The organism is Carnobacterium funditum DSM 5970 (genome assembly GCF_000744185.1).
In the GTDB taxonomy this organism is placed as follows: Bacteria; Bacillota; Bacilli; order Lactobacillales; family Carnobacteriaceae; genus Carnobacterium_A; species Carnobacterium_A funditum.
In genome coordinates, this window is the sequence record NZ_JQLL01000001.1 from 899,008 (window position 1) to 920,070 (window position 21,063).

Annotated in this window: 21 protein-coding genes; 5 read left to right on the forward strand and 16 right to left on the reverse strand. The window is 32.8% G+C overall.

The genetic code is table 11. From position 1 onward, the window contains the following. Positions 1 to 69: 69 nt before the first annotated feature. The 4 genes from ytpR to pepA are packed head-to-tail and all read right to left on the reverse strand — an operon-like array spanning position 70 to position 2,612. Complete coding sequence (gene ytpR / locus BR44_RS04100; RefSeq protein WP_034552892.1) at positions 70 to 678, reverse strand: YtpR family tRNA-binding protein; 609 nt, start codon at positions 676 to 678, stop codon at positions 70 to 72. Then, positions 678 to 1,154: a universal stress protein gene (locus BR44_RS04105; RefSeq protein WP_034550802.1), complete on the reverse strand. Its 477-nt coding sequence runs from the start codon at positions 1,152 to 1,154 to the stop codon at positions 678 to 680. Before BR44_RS04105 ends, ytpR begins: the two co-directional genes overlap by 1 nt. A gap of 37 nt (positions 1,155 to 1,191) precedes the next feature. Beyond that, positions 1,192 to 1,509, reverse strand: a complete 318-nt coding sequence (locus BR44_RS04110) for a thioredoxin family protein (RefSeq protein ID WP_034550803.1) — start codon at positions 1,507 to 1,509, stop codon at positions 1,192 to 1,194. A 23-nt stretch (positions 1,510 to 1,532) separates the two neighbouring features. Beyond that, positions 1,533 to 2,612, reverse strand: coding sequence for a glutamyl aminopeptidase (gene pepA, locus BR44_RS04115; protein ID WP_034550804.1), 1,080 nt, complete (start codon positions 2,610 to 2,612; stop codon positions 1,533 to 1,535). 182 nt (positions 2,613 to 2,794) lie between these two features. Here pepA and BR44_RS04120 point away from each other — a divergent pair, with 182 nt between their 5' ends. Then, complete coding sequence (locus BR44_RS04120) at positions 2,795 to 3,133, forward strand: PepSY domain-containing protein (RefSeq protein WP_034550805.1); 339 nt, start codon at positions 2,795 to 2,797, stop codon at positions 3,131 to 3,133. Positions 3,134 to 3,190: 57 nt separating this feature from the next. On the opposite strand, the gene trmB is transcribed toward BR44_RS04120, so the two are convergent. From trmB to dat, 4 genes are all read right to left on the reverse strand, one after another. Then, entirely contained in the window at positions 3,191 to 3,838 is a 648-nt protein-coding gene (gene trmB, locus BR44_RS04125; protein ID WP_034550806.1) for a tRNA (guanosine(46)-N7)-methyltransferase TrmB, read from the reverse strand. An 82-nt stretch (positions 3,839 to 3,920) separates the two neighbouring features. Continuing rightward, positions 3,921 to 4,718: a phosphotransferase family protein gene (locus BR44_RS04130; protein WP_034550807.1), complete on the reverse strand. Its 798-nt coding sequence runs from the start codon at positions 4,716 to 4,718 to the stop codon at positions 3,921 to 3,923. A gap of 280 nt (positions 4,719 to 4,998) precedes the next feature. Then, a complete protein-coding gene (locus BR44_RS04135) occupies positions 4,999 to 6,420 on the reverse strand; it encodes an MDR family MFS transporter (protein ID WP_051912499.1) in 1,422 nt (473 codons plus the stop codon). 87 nt (positions 6,421 to 6,507) lie between these two features. Further along, the gene (gene dat, locus BR44_RS04140) at positions 6,508 to 7,368 is read right to left on the reverse strand and encodes a D-amino-acid transaminase (RefSeq protein WP_034550808.1); all 861 of its coding nucleotides are present in this window, start codon (positions 7,366 to 7,368) and stop codon (positions 6,508 to 6,510) included. 190 nt (positions 7,369 to 7,558) lie between these two features. On the opposite strand from dat, the gene BR44_RS04145 reads away from it, so the two are divergent. Next, positions 7,559 to 8,518 (forward strand): IS30 family transposase, encoded by a 960-nt coding sequence (locus BR44_RS04145; protein WP_034546336.1) that lies wholly within the window; start codon positions 7,559 to 7,561, stop codon positions 8,516 to 8,518. 34 nt (positions 8,519 to 8,552) lie between these two features. On the opposite strand, the gene BR44_RS04150 is transcribed toward BR44_RS04145, so the two are convergent. Together BR44_RS04150 and BR44_RS04155 are read right to left on the reverse strand one after the other, a co-directional pair. Beyond that, positions 8,553 to 9,773, reverse strand: coding sequence for an ABC transporter permease (locus BR44_RS04150; RefSeq protein ID WP_051912501.1), 1,221 nt, complete (start codon positions 9,771 to 9,773; stop codon positions 8,553 to 8,555). Next, a complete protein-coding gene (locus tag BR44_RS04155) occupies positions 9,770 to 10,510 on the reverse strand; it encodes an ABC transporter ATP-binding protein (protein ID WP_034550809.1) in 741 nt (246 codons plus the stop codon). The genes BR44_RS04150 and BR44_RS04155 overlap by 4 nt, the downstream gene beginning before the upstream one ends. 195 nt (positions 10,511 to 10,705) lie before the next feature. On the opposite strand from BR44_RS04155, the gene BR44_RS04160 reads away from it, so the two are divergent. The 3 genes from BR44_RS04160 to BR44_RS04170 all read left to right on the forward strand — a co-directional run bounded on the left by BR44_RS04160 (position 10,706) and on the right by BR44_RS04170 (position 12,656). Beyond that, complete coding sequence (locus tag BR44_RS04160) at positions 10,706 to 11,134, forward strand: HIT family protein (protein ID WP_034550810.1); 429 nt, start codon at positions 10,706 to 10,708, stop codon at positions 11,132 to 11,134. 2 nt (positions 11,135 to 11,136) lie between these two features. Further along, a complete protein-coding gene (locus tag BR44_RS04165; RefSeq protein ID WP_034550811.1) occupies positions 11,137 to 11,490 on the forward strand; it encodes a YtxH domain-containing protein in 354 nt (117 codons plus the stop codon). 242 nt (positions 11,491 to 11,732) lie between these two features. After that, on the forward strand, positions 11,733 to 12,656 hold the full coding sequence (locus tag BR44_RS04170; protein WP_034550812.1) for a peptidylprolyl isomerase: 924 nt from the start codon (positions 11,733 to 11,735) through the stop codon (positions 12,654 to 12,656). Positions 12,657 to 12,843: 187 nt separating this feature from the next. Here BR44_RS04170 and BR44_RS04175 read toward each other — a convergent pair whose 3' ends face one another. The 6 genes from BR44_RS04175 to BR44_RS04195 form a co-directional block, all read right to left on the reverse strand. Continuing rightward, the gene (locus BR44_RS04175) at positions 12,844 to 13,815 is read right to left on the reverse strand and encodes a 3'-5' exoribonuclease YhaM family protein (RefSeq protein ID WP_034550814.1); all 972 of its coding nucleotides are present in this window, start codon (positions 13,813 to 13,815) and stop codon (positions 12,844 to 12,846) included. A gap of 32 nt (positions 13,816 to 13,847) precedes the next feature. Next, positions 13,848 to 16,706 carry an ATP-binding protein gene (locus BR44_RS04180; RefSeq protein WP_034552900.1) on the reverse strand — a complete coding sequence of 953 codons (2,859 nt, stop codon included), beginning with the start codon at positions 16,704 to 16,706 and terminating at the stop codon, positions 13,848 to 13,850. Beyond that, entirely contained in the window at positions 16,696 to 17,451 is a 756-nt protein-coding gene (locus BR44_RS11810; RefSeq protein WP_245592916.1) for a metallophosphoesterase family protein, read from the reverse strand. The genes BR44_RS04180 and BR44_RS11810 overlap by 11 nt, the downstream gene beginning before the upstream one ends. After that, a complete protein-coding gene (locus BR44_RS11815) occupies positions 17,424 to 17,936 on the reverse strand; it encodes a metallophosphoesterase family protein (protein WP_245592917.1) in 513 nt (170 codons plus the stop codon). The genes BR44_RS11810 and BR44_RS11815 overlap by 28 nt, the downstream gene beginning before the upstream one ends. A gap of 121 nt (positions 17,937 to 18,057) precedes the next feature. Then, positions 18,058 to 18,399 carry a YlbF family regulator gene (locus BR44_RS04190; RefSeq protein WP_034550815.1) on the reverse strand — a complete coding sequence of 114 codons (342 nt, stop codon included), beginning with the start codon at positions 18,397 to 18,399 and terminating at the stop codon, positions 18,058 to 18,060. A gap of 98 nt (positions 18,400 to 18,497) precedes the next feature. Beyond that, positions 18,498 to 20,618: a PBP1A family penicillin-binding protein gene (locus tag BR44_RS04195; RefSeq protein WP_034550816.1), complete on the reverse strand. Its 2,121-nt coding sequence runs from the start codon at positions 20,616 to 20,618 to the stop codon at positions 18,498 to 18,500. Between the last annotated feature and the right edge of the window lie 445 nt (positions 20,619 to 21,063).

Below are 21,063 nucleotides of genomic sequence, written 5' to 3' on the forward strand. Positions count from 1 at the left end.
ACAAAAAAGAAGTAGAAAATAGTACTATAATAGACTATTTTCTACTTCTTAATTCCCTATTCTTTTACGTTATATTAGGAATTCAGTACCCGTTATGCTAGAATCTGACAAGATTAAAATACCTTTTTTAGCCGTAGTTTCTTTTATCCCTAATTCTCTGGCAGAACAGACCATACCGTGACTTGATTCTCCTCTTAGTTCTCCATCCCAGATAGTCGTTCCATCGGTCATCATTGCCCCAACTTTAGCCACTACAACTTTTTGTCCAATTGCAATGTTAGAGGCCCCGCATACAATCTGAACAACTTCTTGATTATCTATTTCTATTTGAGTGATAGATAAGTGATCAGAATTAGGATGTAAGACACATTCTTTTACATATCCAACGACAAATTTAGGTGCTTTATCTATTTTCAGTTGGTCAGTAAACCCTTCTTTTGAAAGAAGGGTATTGACAACTCTAATTTGCTCAGCGTCTAATGTTAGTGGTCCATTTCCGTTTATTTGTATATGATTAGAAACATCAAAAAAATTATACCCTACTGTTTCTTTTGTTACGTTATTAAAAATACGCGTGATTTTCTCTTTTGTCTCAAAATCTTGATCTTTGGGTATACTATTTTTGGTCATAACCAAAAGCACATCTCCAATACCATCTTTATTGTAACAGCTAATTATCATATTCTAAACTCATCCTCTTTTTTTGTATCTCTTACTATCAAAACGTCACAACTCGCTTCTCGAATAATATATTCACTAACACTGCCAACCATCCAACGCTCAATCATATTAAGACCCGTACTGCCTACAACAATTAAATCTGTCTGGAATTTTTTTGGAATTTCGAAAGATAATAATCGCTTAGGAGATCCTTTAGTCAATTCGGTCTTAACCGATTTTATTCCAGCTTCTTTAGCTTCGTTGCTGTACTCTTCTAATAGTGCTTCCATCTCTGTTGCATCAATCTCGATAGCATTGAAGGTAGAATTTTGGACTCCCATATTATAAAAACTTGAGTCAATTACATGTACAATGATTAATTCAGAATCATTACGTTTAGCAATTAGAATAGCTTTTTCAAAAGCTCTTCTCGCGGAATCACTTCCATCAATAGCAATTAAAATACGAGCGTATTGTTGTTTCTCATGTTCCATGTCTCCATCTCCTAATTCACATTATTTTCTAATCAAATCATCTTATTAAGGTTTGAATAAATGCCTCTATTTCTTCTTTTGTTTTACGATTTTTGCTAACAAACCTTCCCGTTTCCTCACCATTCTCATAAGCAAGAAAACTTGGTATGCCGACAATGGATAATTCTTCGCATAAATCGATAAACTCATCACGATCTACTTTAACAAATTGAATTTCTGGATGAGCTTTTAAAATTTCTGGCATTTTTGGTTTAATAAAGATGCAATCACCACACCAATCTGTTTTAAAATAGAAAATGACTTTTTTACTTTTACTTAATTGTTGAAACTCTTCTACTGAAGTTAAGTTTTGCATACCTAAACTCCTTTCCAAATTATTTAATTATTTCTTTTGATTGTTTCAAGCGTGCTTCGGTCTAATGTACGTGAAATTTGTACGACCATTTCTTTAGCTGCCGCATAATCGTCAATATGAAAGACGGTTTGATGGGTATGGATGTAACGTGCACATACACCAATAACTGCACTTGGGATACCATTATTCATAACTTGAGCTGCTCCAGCATCTGTCCCACCTTTAGAAACAAAATACTGATATGGTATATGATTGCTTTCAGCCGTGTCCAGTAAAAATTCACGCATCCCTTTTAATGTAATCATACCTGGATCTTGAATTCTAAGTAAGAATCCTTCACCTAAGTGTCCAAAATTAGATTTATCTCCGGTTAAATCATCGGCAGCAGAACAATCTACAGCAAAAAATAAATCTGGCTTAAATTGATGAACTGCTCCTTTAGTACCTCGTAATCCAACTTCTTCCTGTACATTGGCACCTGCAATTAGCGTATTTGGTAACTCTTCATTGGCCAATTCTTTTAAAGCCTCAATTACTACTGTTGTACCATAGCGATTATCCCAAGATTTCCCCAAGATTTTTTTGCCATTTGCCATCTTTATCGTTTCTACATCCGGTACAATTGTATCTCCTGGACGGACTCCAAAAGACTCTGCCTCTTCTTTTGAATCAAAACCGGCATCAAAAAGAATGTCACTAATTTCAAGTTTTGTATTGCTCCCATCTTTGCCCCTTAAAAGATGTGGAGGTACAGATGACGAAACACAAGGATAATCACCTTTAGCTGTTTGCAAGGTAAATCGTTGTGCTGAAACAACGTAGGGGTTCCATCCTCCTAAAGGTACAACGTTGAATAGTCCTTGTTTTGTTATACGAGCAAGCATAAAACCAACTTCGTCCATATGAGCAGCTACCATAATTTTAGGGGCATCTTTAATTTTGCTTTTGCGAATACCAAAAATCCCTCCTAAACCATCTTGCCTGACTTCATCTACTAAAGGAGTCAATTGTTTTCTCATCTCTTCTCTTACCTTATGTTCAAACCCGCTAGTTCCTTGTAATTCTGTCATTTTCTTAATTAATTCAAATGTTTTTTCTTCCATAATTTATGTATACATAAAAGTCCTATTTACTTTTATGTTCTCCTTTCTATTTTTTATAACTTTTTTATAACTTTCCTTTACATTATACCTTACTTATACACTAAATTTAAGTTAGAAGACTTTTTTTTCAATAAGTAGTATACTTAATAAAAGATATGAACTGTTGAAAGGTTGGGATACTCGTGCAAAACAAAAAAAACGAAGCAGTAACGATTAAAGTAGCTGCCGGTTTTCTCTTTGGAGCAGGTGTAGTATGTGGCTATTTCTTGCGTCGTTATTTACAAAAAAATGTGGCTATCCATGGTGATACTATTTTATCATCCGTAAAAAAACAATTTTTAGCTGAAGGTCCTATTGAAGGATCATGGATTGAATTAAAAAAAATACCTTTACGAAAATTCACACTTAAGACAGATGTTTACTATGGCGGAATATCACGAATAGAAGAAGCAAAACTCGTTCAATATGAGTTTATTGCAGATGCTTACTCTGGCACTATCTTAGATATTTATCGTATTTAATTTCATAAAAACCAAAAATTGTGATCCACTCAGTTATAAATGAGCGGACCACATTTTTTATTTTCTTTTAGGAAATTTTGCTACAGTTCGGTAAATTCGTTGTCCGCGATTTGAAAATTTCTCTTCATACTCAGTCATAATATTATCTTCAAAACTACTTTCATGTAAGTTTAGCCAAACTTGATCTAAAATCATTCCATATTTAGAAAAACTACTTAATGAATATTCAAAGAGTCCTTGATTATCCGTTTTGAAATGGATCTCACCTTCTGGAATCAACACTTCTTCATAGTTTTTTAAAAAACTAGAAAAAGTTAACCGTCTTTTTTCATGGCGGCTTTTCGGCCATGGATCAGAAAAGTTCAAATAGACTCTATCGACTTCTCCCTTAGCAAAATATTGTGTTAATGATCCACCGTTAACATGGAGTAGTTGCAAATTAGGTAATTTTTCTTCGATTAGTTTATCCAAAGCGACCACTATGACACTTTCTTGTAATTCTATCCCTATGTAATTGATTTCAGGATGAATTTTGGCCATTTCAGTAATAAAACGACCTTTTCCAGTTCCAACTTCAATATGAATGGGGTAATCGTTTTTAAAGCGATCATACCACTTACCAATCCATTCCTCAGGAGTGTTAGCAATATATTGTGAGTATTCAGCTATTTTAGCCGGTGCTCCCGGTTTCTTTCTTAAACGCATATTCATTCTCCTTTTTATAACATTTTCCTACTATCAGCAAAAACATAAAATTAAAACCCTCTTCGAAACGTCGAAGAAGATTCTACTCTCTTCCATCTGGTGCTACTGAGTGAATAGTTTGTAATTTCAAGATATCTTTGTTCATTTCGTAAAACCTAGACTCATGATGATGACGTTTTGTCTGTGTCAAATAATTCATTGAGGCATACCATAATATACGTTCAATCAATTCGTTTGTAGCAACAACTCCATAGTATTCAAGCCAATCAATCCAATTTTCGCGTTGTACATATTGAAAGAGCAACATACTTAAATCCATTGCTGGATCTGCCAACATGGCAGAGTCCCAATCAACCAAGTATAAACGATTTTGATCTGATAATAACCAATTTTTTTGATAGATATCTCCATGACAAACTTTAGGAGTAACAGATTTCATAGTGGCTGCTTCTATCTTCAAGTTTGTAAATATGCTATTCAATAATGGATGATTTTGTAAATCATTTGGTAACTCCTTTTCATAATTTTGAAGTAATATTTCAGGGGTTATTTCTTTTCCACCCACTCGTGATAACATACTTCTCAATGGCTCTGAAGTGTGAATACGACTCAGCAACTGAGCAACTGCAGAGGAGGACATTTCCTTCCCCTCAAGGGTACGACCATTTAACCATTCTTGGGCTGTCAACACATCTCCATTTCCGATGCGCTTTGTCCAGACTAGCCTTGGGGTAATACCTTCAACTGAAAGTGCAGCTAAAAAAGGCGAAGAATTTCGCTTTAAAAAAAGCTTTTCTTCTGCTCTGATTCCCATATAAGCTTGACCTGTGTCACCACCGACTGGATGTAACTTCCATCCAGAATCTATTTCAAAATTCATACCCTATCATTCCTTGTTTTATATTAACTTACTTTTCTACGTAGACAAAAAATGACAGATATCACAAATGACATCTATCATTCTATTCATTCCTATTTTAGATAGAAATTGTAATTACGTCAAGCGCATATACGTTCTTTTTTCTAATATTTTTTTTTTACTTATTTATTCTAGCTTTTAAAGTAAAATAGCATTTTTTTTCCTAATAAAAAACTGGCCAATCATTACATATTGGCCAGTCACTTTAATTCTATCTAATTTATTATTTTTAAAGAGTTATTTATTCTCGTATCATTGTATCATCTTTCATGAAAACGGTCATGACTAAAGCTACAAATGAAAAACCTCCCACAAGTAAAAATACTGCCTGAAAACCAGCTAGATTAGCTAACTGAACTGAGTTTAAAGCTTTTACAGCGACTGTATTGGAGGCTAAAGTCATAACAACTACAAATAAAGCAGTTCCCATTGACCCAGCTAGTTGACGTTGAGTATTAAACATTGCTGAAGCGTCTGGCGCCATTGATAATGGTACAGCATTGTACGCTCCTGTTTGTAGTGGCATCAATGTCAATGAAAATCCTAATGAACGAATCATTTGTAAAATCACAATCGTTCTAATGGGCGTTTCCAAATCGATAAAACCAATCATCACTGTCATTGTTGTAATAAGAATCAAACCTATTATAGCCAATTTTTTACCGCCATATTTATCAAAAAGACGCCCGGTTATTGGACTCATGACCGCAAGTACCAGTGCTCCTGGTAACAATATCATCCCTGATTGCATCGGAGATAAACCGCGAATAGTCTGGAAGTATATAGGCAACAATATAATTGCACCGTATAAACCAGCAGTAATAATAAAAGAAATCATTAAATTCAGACGATATCCTTGGTATTTAAATACCCTGAAATCTAATAGCGGGTTTTTTAATTGTTTGCTTCGCTTTACTAACAATATGATAGATGAAATACCCACGAAAATTGATAAGGCAACGTTTATACTGAAGAACGGATGTGATGATGCATTACTAAAACCAAATAATAAACCTCCAAATCCTATGGTTGAATAAATAACACTAAGCCAATCTAGTTTCGGGCGGCCAATTTCTCCTACATTTTTTAAAACAAAAAAAGCAACGAGTACATCTAACACTGCGAAAGGTAAAACGAAATAAAATATCCTGTTCCATTCATAGTTTTGTACAACCCATCCTGAAAATGTTGGTCCTATCGCTGGCGCAAAATTCATAGCTAACCCTATCAACCCCATTGCCGCTCCCCTTTTTTCAATCGGAAACAAAAATAATATAACAATCATTTGAAGTGGCAAGACAATTCCAGCACCGATTGCTTGAATCATTCGACCAACAATAAGAAGACTATAAATTTTAGAAGTAGCTGCAACTAGAGTCCCAACTGAAAAAGTTGACATAGCAAATAAATAAAGTTGTCTTGTTGTAAACCTGTTTACTAAATAGGCAGTAATAGGTACCATAATTCCGTTAATTAACATATAAGCCGTTGTCAACCATTGTCCTTGAGTTGTTGTAATCGAAAACTCTTTCATAATGCTAGGAAGAGCTGTACTCATTAACGTTTGATTTAGTATCGTAACGAAAGTTCCCATAATAATAACACCTAAAATAGATGCTATTTGTTTTGTTTCTTTCGGTTCCCTCCTTAACTGATCGTCCATAAAATGACCCCTTCTTAATAAACATCTAAAAGACGCAACTTTTTTTAGAAGTTGCGTCTCACTTAAATTATTCATCTTTATTTAATTTCAGCTAATTATACCACACTCTGTTTCAATTTCGGTAACATAAAGGCTCTGTAACAGCTTAACAACTGGCCCACAGTTGCCACCGCCAACAAGCTCACCATCAATCTCTATAACAGGCATTGCCTCCATTGTCGTACTAGATGCAAATACTTCATCTGCTTCTTTTAATTCTTTGAGTGTAAAGGTTTCTTCTTTAACTGTTATTCCAGCTTGTCTAGCAACTTTAAACAGTACTGATTTTGTTATCCCAGGTAAAATTAAATTACCATCAGGATGAGTATAAATAATGTTGTCCTTTATTATTGAAATGTTAGATGTAGAGCATTCTGTGACACGATTATCACGATACAAGATTGCTTCATCTTTACCTTTTTTGTGTGCTTCATGCTTAGCCATAATATTTCCTAAAAGACTGATGGATTTAATATCACAATGTAGCCATCTCATATCTGGTAACGTAATAACCTTTATACCATCGTTCATCATTTTCAAATTACGTGGAACACTTGTTGTTGAAGCTGTGAAAACAGTTGAAGTACATTCAGTTTCTGGGTAAGCATGATTTCTTGGGCTTGAAACTCCTCTGGTCACTTGTAAATAAATATTACCAGTTTCAATTTGATTCCCCTCAATTAATTCACTTAACAGCTTTATTAATTTTTCTCTTGTAAATGGTAAAATTAAATCTATCTTTTTAGCACCTGTGAATAAACGTTCAATATGTTGCTTTGCAGTAAACAATACACCATTATAAACACGTATAACTTCATAAAGACCATCAGCGAATTGATACCCTCTATCTTCCATATCGATTTTAACATCTTCCCGTTCAACAAGTTGATTATTCCAAATAACTTTCATTCTTTTCTCCTCTTTCAAATAGATTCGTTAAGTTGAATACTTGGTTCACATAACTATTCAACTTCTATATTTAAAAATTACTGAGATTTTATGATTCGTGGATTGTAAGATTAAGCTATACAAATAAAAAAGCCATTCGTGATAAACTCTAATTGTATTTCCAACCATAGAAAACAAGGAGTGATCACAAATGACCTATACCCATATTACCATGGATGAACTAGTGATGATAGAAGCTTATTACCATCAAGGTATTCCAGTTGCTAAAATAGCTGCTTACTTGAATCGTACTCGAACACCGATTAATAATGTTATCAGGTTCTTCAGAGCAGGACATACAGCTTTCGAGTATTACCTACGGTATAAGAAAAACAAGAAGCAGTGTGGACGCGAAAAAGTTGTTTTACCAGAAGAACAACATCTTTATATCAAGGAAAAAGTAGCTGAAGGCTGGACGCCTGATGTCATTATTGGCCGTAAAGAAATGACAATAGACTGTTCCGTACGAACACTTTATAGACAATTTAAAGAAAAAACATTCGATGAAGCTACCCTTCCAATGAAAGGGAAAAGAAAGCCTAACGGACATCAAGAACGTAGAGGTAGACAAGCTTATAAACGAAATATCTCTGAAAGAATAATAGATTATCCAACATTTAAAGAAGAATTTGGTCATATCGAAGGAGATACCATTGTAGGTGTCCGCCACAAAAGTGCGGTCATTACTCTAGTAGAGATTTTATCGAAAGCTATCATTACCTTAAAGCCCAAAGGGCGTAAAGCCTGCGACATTGAGAGTGCTATGAATCAATGGTTCCAATCCATACCAAAAAAATTATTCAAATCAATTACTTTTGATTGCGGTAAGGAGTTCTCCAACTGGAAATCTTTGTGCAACCAGCATGATGTCGCTATCTACTTCGCTGACCCTGGAACGCCTTCACAACGAGCTTTAAACGAGAATTCTAATGGGCTTCTTCGAAAAGATGGATTGCCAAAAGAAATGGATTTCAACGAAGTTGATCAGGCTTTCGTATCGTCTGTTGCACACAAACGGAATATAATTCCAAGAAAGTCATTAAATTACCAAACACCGCTGGAAGTTTTTATGAGTTACATGGATGAAGATATTTTGTATAGCTTAATTTGACAAATCAGAATTCATTATTCTTACTAACAAATCATTAATATCGTTGCATTTTTTTAATTCTAGTTGGCAAATAAAAATAACTGAATAACAGACTAAATACCATTAAAGTAGCCATCAATAATAGAGCTTCAAATAAAGATAAAACAACTAATGACACAAGGAGTATTCCAAAACTTTGTATTAGAAGTATTTTAAATAAAATTGCTTTTATCGCTTTTAGTTTTTGTTGATGATTAATTGGATATAAAACGGCCATCGCCATATTATCAAAATGAAAATATAGTGGAATTAACTGAAATCCCGTCAAATACAAAAAAAGCAATGCTACTAACAAATGAAGCAAAAATGGTTCTACAACTAACATAAGTCCCATGGCAATCAAAGACAAGCGGATAAATAGACCACTATACTCAGTACCTCTGAGAAACGCTCGTGTATATAAATAATTAAATGTTTTTTCATGATCTTTTTTATTTTTATTTAAGAAAACATCTAAGTACTTACGTCTTCTGACCGTACTTTTTAAAATAGGTACATCTGTAAATAAATTGATAAATTGATAAATGCGTTGTACACGATTCCGTTCTTGTTTTATCATATCTTGCCATTGATATTGAAGATTATAGCGATACTTAACTCCATACTTTAACCATAATCCGTTCATTATAAAAGCATACGCAATTCCTACCAGCGGTGACAAAAATACTAATAAACTACTTCCAGCAAATATTGTAACTAAAAATATAAGTCTAATTTTATTTCTTTTATGTGAGGAGAAAACTTTCATACAAAGATGTTGTATCTCAAATTCTAAATTTTTTATCATTATTAAGTATACTACAAAAAAGAACATATCGGTAAATTTAAACGAAGACGTTGCGACCAATAATGGCATAATTATACTTGTCCCTAGTGTAATTATAACAGCTGGCAAAATAATACTCCGTTTTTTGGCTAATTGAAGATAATTTTTTAATTCTTTTTCTTTTGGTAATAAAAAAACAATATCTGCTTCTTTCAAAAAAGTTGCTAGTTTTCCGATTAAGATTAAACCTGTAAAAACAACAACCGCTATTACGCGTCCATAGTTAAACGAATCTGTTAAACTTTTAAGTAGTTCTGAATAAGCATACCCTAAGGCTCCAAAAAGAAATAAACATACAATAACAAAATGATCATTCAATACATATTTTAAATAGTGCATCATTTTTTTCTGATGTTGAGCAGATCTTTTTTTCCAAATATCATTCATCATCTTTGCTCATCCTCTTCTTTAGTCAGTTGAAGATAAATCTCATCTAATGTTGCAGATGGCATACCGAATGTTTCTCTTAGATCAGCCAAAGTTCCATCTGCTCGTACTTTTCCTTCATGGAGTAAAACAAAACGGTCACATTCTCTTTCTGCTGTAGCTAATATATGAGTGGACATCAAAATAGAAGCTCCTTGTTGCTTCATTTCATTCATCAAATCTAATAATGCATTAATTCCTAATGGATCTAAACCAACAAATGGTTCATCAATAATATATAAACTAGGTTCAATTAAAAACGCACAGAGAATCATAACTTTTTGTTTCATCCCTTTAGAAAAATATGCAGGGAACCAATCAAGTTTATTTTCTAATCGAAAAGTTTTAAGTAATTTCCCAGCTCTTTTAAATGCAATTTCAGAGGGGATATCATAAGCCATTCCAGTAATTTCAATATGCTCACGCAATGTTAATTCTTCATATAAAACTGGCATTTCAGGAACATAACCAATCTTTTTGCGATAACTAGTGATTTCTTGTTTTAATGTCTGGCCATCTAGTATTATTTCTCCTTTTATCGGCTCCATCAAACCGATAATATGCTTAATAATTGTACTTTTCCCAGCTCCATTAAGGCCAATTAACCCAATTAATTCTCCATCATTTACTTCAAAGGATACATCTTTTAATACAGGAACTTGAGTATAGCCGCCTGTAACATTTAATACTTTTAGACTCATTTTTTTGTTCCTCTCTTTTCTTAAAATTTTTTTAATTGTACCATAAGATACTCAAAGTTGCTTTACTCAGTTTATTTTAGTTAGCGTTTCACTTTATTTAAATTTTGTGCTACATTTAAGATGAAGATGACTACTTATGTTATCTTTTATAGTTATTGTCTCGTAAAGTCAAACTATGAGAAAGAAGGTTATCTTGTGTCAGAGTGTGTTTTTTGCAAAATCATTAACAATGAAATTCCAAGCAGAAAGATTTATGAGGATGAAGATATCATTGCATTCCTTGATTTAACTCAAGTTACACCCGGTCACACATTAGTTCTTCCAAAAAAACACGTAGTTGATATTTTTGATTATGATAAAGAATTAGCTGCGACTGTATTTTCGCGTATTCCAAAAATCGCGCGTGCGATTAAACAATCGGATTTAACTATAACTGGTATGAATATTGTAAATAATAATGGCTCTGTTGCTTATCAATCTGTATTTCATAGTCATGTTCATCTGATTCCTCGCTACACGAAACAGGATGATTTCAGTATGTCGTTTGGTGATAACTCAAATAGCTATACTGCTGAAGAATTAGATAAGATTGTCACATCAATTAAAGAAAAAATGGAGGTATAATCATGGCAAACGAATTTTTTAAAGGACTTATTTTTGGCTCTTTAGCAGGAGGTATTTATACACTATTAAAAACTCCAAGATCAGGTGAAGAGAATCGTGAATTTTTACTCGATTATATAGATGATACCACTCTTTTAGTAGATGATGTAACTAAAAGTATGAATGAACTAAAAGAAGCTTTTTCAACACTTTCAAATGAAGGAAAAGCTTTAGCAGATGAATTCACTCAAGAGATAACTGTATCAATCGAAGACTTTACAAATCAAACAGAACCACGTATGCGAAGAATTCAAGAACAAACCGAAAAACTTTCAAAAGATGTTGAAGGTTTAAATCAGCAAGTTCAACCGGCATAAAAAATAAACAAATATGAGAAGGAAGGTCCCAAAAAAAAGTGATGCGCAATAAACATTGTGTTTTTACTTTTTTGGAACCTTTTTTATTTTTATTCCTATTTGTGTTCTTTTTGTGAGTTTTAGTAGACTTTATTTATGTTTGCCCGATTTTGTTTTTTTATTTAAGTGAATGTGGTATATTATTACTTGTGACTGGAAATGTTAAGTATGTAAATTAAAAGAAATGGATGTGTCTACTTATAATGAAAAAAATTATTTTAACAACTGCAACTATTTTAGCTGGTTTAACTATTGCCGGATGTGCAGACAATACAGTTGCCTCTTCAACTGCTGGTAAAATTTCACAAGATGAACTTTATGAAGCCATGAAAACAAATGTTGGATCTTCTACTCTACAACAACTAATTATTAAAGATGTTTTAACAGAAAAATATGGTGAAACAATCACAGACAAAAAAGTAAATGATGAGTATACAACTCAAGAAGAATCTTATGGTGGCTCTGACGCATTTAAAAATGTTCTTGCTTCTTCAGGATTTACAGATGCTTCATACAAAGATACTATACGTTTAAACTTGCTAATTGAAGAAGCCGTAAAAGGAAATTCTGAATTTACTGATAAAGAAGTGAAAGCAGCATATGATGCTTTTACGCCTCCAATGACTGTTTCTCATATTCTTGTTGAAGATGAAGCAAAAGCAAAAGAATTGATTACTGAATTAAATGATGGTGCTGATTTTGCTACTCTTGCAAAAGAAAACTCTACAGATACAAATACTGCTGAAAAGGGTGGAGAATTAACTTTTTCAACAGGAGAAATGGTTCCAGAATTTGAAGAAGCAGCTAACAAGCTAGAAGAAGGTAAAATGACTACTGAACCGGTAAAATCTGAATATGGTTACCATATCATAAAAATGGATAAAAAATCTGAAAAAGGTTCATTAGAAGAAGAACGTAAAACAATAGAAGAACAATTGTTACAAGATAAATTAGCAGACAGTGCTGCTGTCCAATCTATTCTTTCTAAAATCATGCAAGATGCTAATGTCGTAATTAATGATTCTGATTTATCTACTGCAATGGACAGCTATCTTAAAAAAGCTGACACATCTGCTAAGGAATCAGAAAAGACAGAACCTGCAGCTGATTCTGAAAGTGCTAAATAATCATTAGTTTAACTTTTTATCTTTTTAATTTTTTTGCTACTATCAAAAAATAACTCGCTAAACAAAAAAAAGACGCTATTTTCTTTTCCATAAGAAAAATAGCGTCTTTTTTTAGATTCTTAAAACTTTATTCAATAAGATAATCAAAAAATAGTGTAGCTGAGAAAAATTCAGCTACACCATAAAATTATTCTTCTTCAATCTTCTCATTATCACTACCTAGTGGTTTGTAAAAGACCCGATTATCTAATCCGAATAGTCGTTCAGTAAATTCTCCGGGTTCTGTTCTACTTAAACTGCTATTCAACATAGTGATTGTAGCATCTAGGTTATCTATCATAAATAGAATTTCTGATTCCCTCAATTTAGGTCTTACAGGCGATCCGTAGTCTAATTTTCCGTGATGAGACAAGACCATATGTTTTAATAAAAGAACATCTTCACTTTTATCGTCTATTTTTAATGATTGACAAGCTTTAGTGATAAGCTCATCAACAATAACGATATGGCCTAATAAATTTCCTTCTAATGTATATTCTGTTGAGATAGGTCCGGATAATTCAATAACTTTTCCTAAATCATGTAAAATAATTCCTGAATACAATAATGGTTTATTGATTTCCTCATATTGATCCGCAATTGTTTTAGCCATCCTTAACATTGATATGGTGTGGAAAGCTAGTCCTCCAACAAAAGCATGGTGAAATCTTTTAGCTGCTGGAAATTGAAAGAAGTCTTTTTGATAGTGGTTCAACAAATAACGAACAATTCTATTCATATTAGCATTTGTTATTTCAAAAAGAGTTTCGTTTAGTTCTTCCATCATGACTTCTTTCTTTAAGGGCGCCCGCTCAATAAATAATTCAGGACTATTGGGTTCTCCACCTTTTGTCGCTCTTAATTTAAAAATTTTTATTTGAGGATTACCTTGATACAACTCTCTTTTTCCAGATATATTGATTACTTTTCCAGCAGTCAATGAAGCAATCTCTGCTTCTGATGCATCCCAAAATTTCCCATCCATTTGTCCGCTTGTGTCTTGAAAAGTAAATGCAATAAATTTTTTGCCGTTTTTTGCTACACGTATATCTGCGGATTTAATTAATAAGTATAGTTCAAAAGCTTCATCTACACTATATTCAAATAATTTCTTTTCCATCATACTCCCCCGCTCTATATAAACTATCTCTATTATAACATCTCTATCTGTTCTTTTCGAAATTTAGTTAAGAATTGTTGATCAAATGTGAAATAAAAAACTTGGGTCGTTTTGCTCATCTGCTGAATCAATTCTATCATTTGCAATCTGCGCGATTGATCAAAATTTACAAATCCATCATCAATCATAATCGGTAATGGTACAATGTCATTCGCATTTTTAACAAAAGCAAATCTTAGAGCCACATACAACTGTTCAGCTGTACCTTGAGATAGCTCTGAAGTATCAAAAATGGCTCCGTCCTGTCTTTGAACTTCTATTTTTTCTTCTTTTAATAGGACTTTTTTATATTGACCTTTAGTTAACAGTTCAAAAAATTTTGTTGTATCTTGGATTGTTTCAGGAAATCGATTTTTACGTGCATGTGTCATCGCACGCTCAATTAATTCAGCGGCAACTTTGTACGTACTCCATTTATCTACTAATTCTTGTAACTCACTTTTGAGATTTGCATACTCCTGTAGCAAGATAGAATACTCTCCACCTTTTTCTAGTTCTTTCAAAGCCAATTCTTTCTTAATTCTTTTATTAATTAGCTGTTCTTCACTTACTCTATGAAGTTGAATAGCTTTTTTTATTTTTTCAATTTGTCCCAATAGATCTTCTTGGTCTCGGAACTGTTCTAATAACTTAATATCTTCTGAAACTTGTTGTTCCAATAACTGCAAACGAGCCTTTTTCCGCTTCCATTCATCAAAAAGAACAAATTTTTTGCGAAAATCCTCTTCATTTTTTGCCTCAACAGATTCGAATAACACTACTCTTTGCTTTTCAAAATTTCTCTGTTCGTATACTATTTTTTTCATTTGCTCTTGTCTAGCTTCTTCTTCTTTTTGTATGACTAAAAAGGTCTGTTCATCCACTAGAGAATCTTGGTAAAATTGATTAATACCTGATAGAACAGATGGAAAGTGTTCCCAATCAACTAAAATTACCGACTCCAGAAATTGCACCTGTTTTTTCCATTGTGACAACTGTTCAGATATTTTTTCTAACAATTCCTCTTTTTCATCCACAGCTTGGACTCGCTCACGTAAAGAATCAAAAAGATCTTCTTGATTCACTAAACTTTCTATCGTCATATTTTCAGGGTAACCATTATTCACTATGATTTGGCTCAACTTGTTCGTTAATTCTTTATTTTGATTTGTATATTTTTCTATCGTTTCTTGTGTTTGCTTGGACTCCATTACCACTTGATCATATTCAGCTAACTGAGCACGCCATTGCTTACGTAATTCAATTTGTTTAATATAATCTGCATAAGTGTTTTTCAAGATATCGTTATCTTTTTTGTCACTTGTTTCTTTTTTAGATTTTTTTATAAAATACAGTAAGTTTGTTACTCCAACGATTGCTATCCCTATCAAGGCAACGAAAGAACCAATCTGTCCTTCAGTTATAAAACCTGAAATTCCTAGTACTACTCCTAATAATCCAGTTAAGCTAGTTTTCAAACGTTTATTTTTCTCTTTAGACTTAATTTTTTTGTTCATCAAGAACTGATCTCGATTATATTCCTGATTTTCTGACTGTTGATATCTTTTTTCCGTTTCTTGAAATAATTGATTGTCCCATATCTCAGGTTCAATCTTATCTAATTGCTCTGATAACGAATTTTGCTGATAGATCAGAAAGGTCTTTTTTTCTATTGCTTCCTTTAATTTACGTTCCTTTTCCAAAACAGATTGATAGAGGTTTTGATAATTTTCTTTTTGCGTTGTTGTCTGACGTAATGGAATCCGTTGTCCAATATTCAAACCTAGTTGAAGTTTACCACGCATCACTTGCTCGGATTCTTTTTTTACTTCTCGTTCAAGAAATTCTTTTTCTTGTAAAATAGATTTTGTACTATCTATTGAAGATACTATTCTTTGGATATCATTTTTTCGTTCTATAAATAAAGATTGCGCTTTCGTCAAGTGACTTTTTTCCATGGCTTGTTTAGAACGTTCTTTTTCTTGCATCATTGTTGCTCTAAGTTGATCAATTGATTGATTTAAATGATTAAGTTGAAACAAACCATCTTGAGGCATGTTTTTGATATTATTTTTCCTTATATCTTCTTGAATCGCTAGTATTTCTGAAAAATGGTTCCAGTTAACGGCTAGGCGACTTAGTTGCTCTAAGTGAGTTTCGTTTTCACTTCGTGCATCTTTTATTTTTTCTATTTCTTGTTCATATTTTTCTTTTTCAGAATATATGTGTGTGTATTGATTATTTTTCCCTTTTGCTATTCGAAGTTGTTGTTTTTTGTTTTCAACTTCTCTAATTTTTTTATTTATTTCAGGGACTCGTCCAGTCTGCTTGTAAAGCTTACCAGCTTCTGTTTGAAATTTATCCGCTAGTTTTAAAAGATGCTCATTACCTAAACTTCCCACACTTAAAAAATAGCGATTTAATTTAGCTTTATTCATTCGTTGAATCTTTTGTATCCCAAAAAGATTGAATGAAAATAAAGCCTGATAAGTCGTTTTATCTATACCATAAACTAACTTTTCTAATAATTTATCTGAACCTGTTTCACCACTTGGTAATGTAACGGTCACTTTTCCATTTGCCTTACCTTTTATTCGCTCAATACTGATTTCTCCGTATAAGTCGTCTTCTATTAGTAGCTTTCCTCCATATTGACTAGTAGTTTTAGGTTCATAGCGCAAATCTGAATTTTGTTTCGAGGGAAAACCAAATAGTATACTATGAATAAAAGCCATTAAAGTTGTTTTACCTGCTTCATTCTCGCCATAAAATAACTGGACTTGTTCTATGTTTTCAATTTTTTTATCAATCCACTTGCCAAATCCGTAAATTTCTATTGATTTAATTTTCAATTTCATCACTTCCTTCAATAGTTAACACAGATTTAACTTGATTTTTTGCACGTTCAATTATCTTATACCTGTATGAGGAGTCTCTTGAACTAAGCAAATCTGATATTTCTGTGTAGTCAAAAAAAGAGTTTGTTAATTCATTAAACGTTGTTTCTTCTTCCATTTCTAAAAGTGCTTTTTGCCATTCTTCTGAAAAAAGCCGCGTATACTGTTCATTTTCTTTTTTTTCAGCTACCATCTCGATTTGATATATCCAAACAAAATGATCGTCTTGTGCAATTTGCTGTAGAGCTTCTAGCAACTCTCCTTGAGTAATCTTTTTTCTAATACCCTCTAATAACGTTTCTGCGTCTTTTAAATCAATCGAAACAAATAAATTATACGCTGTACTTTTTTTGCACATGACAGCTTGTTGAATAGCAGTATAAACATTATCTAAACTTACTAACCCTTTAATAGATAGTTCAAATTTTTCCCAGCGAATAGTTGCTGTTGGATAAAAATCAATCTGTTCTTTAGTATCTGTTAACGTAACTAACTCACAACCTTTTGGTCCACTTTCTTTACTATTTCGCCCTTGAGTATTGCCTGAATAAATGATTGGAGGATGGGTTGCTAATTGCTGCCGTTTATGAATGTGACCTAAAGCCCAGTAATCATATTGTTTGCTTCTTAACTCTCTTAAAGTAAAAGGGGCATAATTACCATGTTCTGATTCTAACCCTTCTGAAAAACCATGAAGCATACCGATTTGAAAGTCCGCTTCATTATTTTTTTAGGGTAGTCTTTTATTTTTCTTTCTTTTATCCAACGTTTCATATAACTAAAACCTGTTATAGCAACTTTTTCATTTTTTTTTGTCGTTACCCAATAGGTTTCAGGATTTTCACCAAAAATAATTACATTCTTTGGCATTTCCAAGTGTAACCCCTGGTTTCCTATGTAATCATGGTTACCATGTGATAAATAAACTGGAATCTCTTTTTCATTTAATCGCTCCATTTCATTTCTAAAAAAAGCTTGAGCTTTGACACTACGATCATCACTATCATAAATATCACCAACGAGGCATACAAAATCAACCTTCTTTTCAATAGCTACATTTACTAATTGAGATAGTGACTCAAAGGTCGAACGATAAATTGCTTGCCAAACAAATTCGGGCATTGATTTCAAACCAATAAAAGGACTATCTAAGTGCAAATCAGCACCGTGAATGAATTGAACCATGATTATCCTTCCTTTCTACTAATAAATTACATACTGTTTAATGGGCACATATGTTCCAATATATGTACAAAAAAAGAGCTCACCACTCTTAATTAAAACTAGTGAACTCTTTTTTGTAAAATTAACCCTGGTAGATATCTTGTACTGGTTTCATAATAATACGGTTTAAGTCATCAACTAATGTACTTAATTTTTGTTCTGCATCCATTAAATCTTTAATCAGATTATTTTCACCTGATTTTAAAGCCATTTCTTGTGCTTCATTAATTTCTTCTTCTAAAATTTCTTCACCAGACATTTGTTTTTGTTGTAATTTCATTTGAACCTCTTGAAATTTTTGAAAAACTTCGTTGGCTTCAGAATCAGCTTTCACAGTTGAAAAGGCTACTTTCAAGTCTGAATAAGCTTCCGTTTCTCTTAATTCTTGTTCAAGTTTGTTTGCTGTATCATAAATGTTGTTCATAATCCATACCACTCTCCTGATTTTATTTTCTTGACCGTTATACTATACCATCTCTCACTATTTTTTTCCAATATTCTCATTTTATTCTTAGGAAACTATCAACGATTGTTAAAACGCTCTAACAAATTACCTGTTTTATCTTTCAACTGATTTAGTCCTTCTTTGAATTGTTCTCCCCATTGACCAATATTTTCTTGGAGATTCTCTTGCCATTGAGAAGAGTCGTTTTCTTTTTGTGAATCTACAATTGTTTCGGCACTTGTCGTACCAAATGCAGTTTCAGGTGTTTTTGGGAGGATGTTTTGCATTTGTAATTGAAACAACGGACCTACTCCTGTTGAGCTACCTGTTCCCATATAATGGTTTTCATCGGTTTCATCAAAGCCAATCCACGTAGCAACCACGATATCTGGAGTATATCCTACTGTCCATTGGTCTGTAGTCCCACCAGAATCATTAAAGGTTACTTCTGTACTACCTGTTTTTCCAGCTATCTCATAGCCCTCTGGTGCGTTATTACTAGCTGTTCCATTTGTAAATACACCCAATAGCATACTCGTCATCTTCTCAGCTATTTCAGGCGAAGTGACTTTTTTTGTTTTATGCTCCGTATTATCGACAATTATCGCTCCTGTTGCATCGACAATTTTAGTAATAAAGAACCCTTCGCTACGTAATCCAGCATTTGAAAAAACCGTGTATGCACTAGCCATCTGAAGAGGGGATACTCCTCCTGTTGTGCCACCAAGAGCTAATCCAAGGTACTTGTCTTTTTCTTGAACTGGTATACCGAAATCTTCTACTTTTTTTATTCCTTTTTCCAAACCTATTTGATCTAAAAGCCAAACGGCAGGTGCATTTAAACTTTGAGCTAAAGCTTGATACATTGGAACTTCTCCAGCATAGTTAAGATTATAATTCTCTGGTGTATAATCATCTGAGCCATAAGATTTTTTTTCATCTTTTAAGATAGAATCGATTTCATAACCAGATTCTAAGGCAGGAGTATAAACGGCCAATGGTTTCATAATTGAACCGGGTTGTCGTTTGATTTGAGTCGCTCGATTGAACCCTCTAAAGGTATGTTCACCTCGTCCCCCTATAATAGCATAAATACCGCCAGTTTTAGGGTTCATTGCAACAGAGCCACTTTGTACTAACGTTCCGTCTGAAGCATCAGAAAAAAGCCAATCATTTTCATAGGTTTGATCCATTCTTGATTGATAATTTTGATTTAGTGAGGTATATATTTTATAGCCTTTGTTTAATATCTCCTCTTCATTTAAACCATATTTATTTATGGCTTCTTCAATGACTGCATCAAAATAATAAGGGTACTGATAACCATTATTTTGTTGATAATCGTCCATTAGTTGCAAGGTTTCATTTTTTGCTGCTTCACCTTTTTTTTGTGAAACGCCTTTATTTTTTATTAATAAATCTATGACGATATTACGTCTTGATAGTGCATTATCTAGGTTGTCTCGTGGATTATAGGTAGTTGGTGCTTTTAGCATTCCGGCTATTGTAGCCGCTTCAGTCAAAGAAACATCGCTAGCATTTTTCCCGAAGTATTTATGCGAAGCATCTTCTACTCCCCAAACACCATTGCCAAAATAAGCGTTATTCAAATACATTTCTAATATTTCATTCTTTGTATATTGTTTTTCAATTTCAATCGCTAAAAATAATTCTTTTAGTTTTCTTATTAACGTTTGATCTAGTGTTAAATAAGCATTTTTTGCTAGTTGTTGGCTTATGGTACTGCCGCCACCACTTATCTTTCCTCCATTTAGTACAAAACCTACTGCTGAACGAGCTATCCCGATAACATCAAAGCCTTTATGGTCATAGAATCGTTTATCTTCAGTTGAGATTACCGTTGCCTGGATTGAAGGTGAAATATCATCTAGCGGTATAAATGACCCTTTATGTGAATAAAGCGTACCCGCTTCATCTCCGTCGATATCATATACCGTTGTTGTTTGTTCAAGTCCAGCTTTTAATGTCGAAACGTTTGAGGTTTTTGCTAAATACAATAAATAACTACTACTAAATAAAGAAGCTAATAAAATCATAAGAATGAGGATTTTAGTTGCATGAAACTTTTTCCATATTTTTTTAAAGCTTTTCAGAAATTTTTTAATTTGAGGTTTTAACTTTTGCCATATCGCAGTTAGATAAAATCCAACTTTTTTGAAAAAATCTTTTGCTTTCATTTTTTTAACATCCTTCGTTTTTACTTTTTGATGTTCTTTCAATTTTTCATAGTTGAAGTATATCAACTGTTTTTACGCTTTGAATCCTTCTTAAGTAGGAGATAATTGCGTTATAGCCTTATTATCTCTTTTATTACAAAAAACAGAAGATAAATATGTTTTTTACTTTAACATTTTATCATATTAAGGTAAAGTAAACATATAAGACTTTTTTAAAATTAAATATCCATATCTTTAATAATTAATTTAAAATCAATTAATATTAAGTACTTATTAAATTAAAGTGAGGCGAGGAACTCGGGGAGAAAAAACAAGAAATCATGATTAACTGATCAAAACGACATACATTTAGGCTACAGCTTACTATTGATCCTTATTTATTTTATGGTTTTTTATTCTAAAAGACTTTCTTCAATCCTTAACACATACAGAATAACATTAGTTG

Bases quoted from the DNA above. Each gene is read 5' to 3' on its own strand.
- BR44_RS04105 (WP_034550802.1), bottom strand. From the start codon at position 1,154: ATGGAACATGAGAAACAACAATACGCTCGTATTTTAATTGCTATTGAT.
- BR44_RS04110 (WP_034550803.1), bottom strand. From the start codon at position 1,509: ATGCAAAACTTAACTTCAGTAGAAGAGTTTCAACAATTAAGTAAAAGT.
- pepA (WP_034550804.1), bottom strand. From the start codon at position 2,612: ATGGAAGAAAAAACATTTGAATTAATTAAGAAAATGACAGAATTACAA.
- trmB (WP_034550806.1), bottom strand. From the start codon at position 3,838: ATGCGTTTAAGAAAGAAACCGGGAGCACCGGCTAAAATAGCTGAATAC.
- BR44_RS04130 (WP_034550807.1), bottom strand. From the start codon at position 4,718: ATGAATTTTGAAATAGATTCTGGATGGAAGTTACATCCAGTCGGTGGT.
- BR44_RS04135 (WP_051912499.1), bottom strand. From the start codon at position 6,420: ATGGACGATCAGTTAAGGAGGGAACCGAAAGAAACAAAACAAATAGCA.
- dat (WP_034550808.1), bottom strand. From the start codon at position 7,368: ATGAAAGTTATTTGGAATAATCAACTTGTTGAACGGGAAGATGTTAAA.
- BR44_RS04145 (WP_034546336.1), top strand. From the start codon at position 7,559: ATGACCTATACCCATATTACCATGGATGAACTAGTGATGATAGAAGCT.
- BR44_RS04150 (WP_051912501.1), bottom strand. From the start codon at position 9,773: ATGATGAATGATATTTGGAAAAAAAGATCTGCTCAACATCAGAAAAAA.
- BR44_RS04155 (WP_034550809.1), bottom strand. From the start codon at position 10,510: ATGAGTCTAAAAGTATTAAATGTTACAGGCGGCTATACTCAAGTTCCT.
- BR44_RS04165 (WP_034550811.1), top strand. From the start codon at position 11,137: ATGGCAAACGAATTTTTTAAAGGACTTATTTTTGGCTCTTTAGCAGGA.
- BR44_RS04170 (WP_034550812.1), top strand. From the start codon at position 11,733: ATGAAAAAAATTATTTTAACAACTGCAACTATTTTAGCTGGTTTAACT.
- BR44_RS04175 (WP_034550814.1), bottom strand. From the start codon at position 13,815: ATGGAAAAGAAATTATTTGAATATAGTGTAGATGAAGCTTTTGAACTA.
- BR44_RS11810 (WP_245592916.1), bottom strand. From the start codon at position 17,451: ATGCTTCATGGTTTTTCAGAAGGGTTAGAATCAGAACATGGTAATTAT.
- BR44_RS11815 (WP_245592917.1), bottom strand. From the start codon at position 17,936: ATGGTTCAATTCATTCACGGTGCTGATTTGCACTTAGATAGTCCTTTT.
- BR44_RS04190 (WP_034550815.1), bottom strand. From the start codon at position 18,399: ATGAACAACATTTATGATACAGCAAACAAACTTGAACAAGAATTAAGA.
- BR44_RS04195 (WP_034550816.1), bottom strand. From the start codon at position 20,618: ATGAAAGCAAAAGATTTTTTCAAAAAAGTTGGATTTTATCTAACTGCG.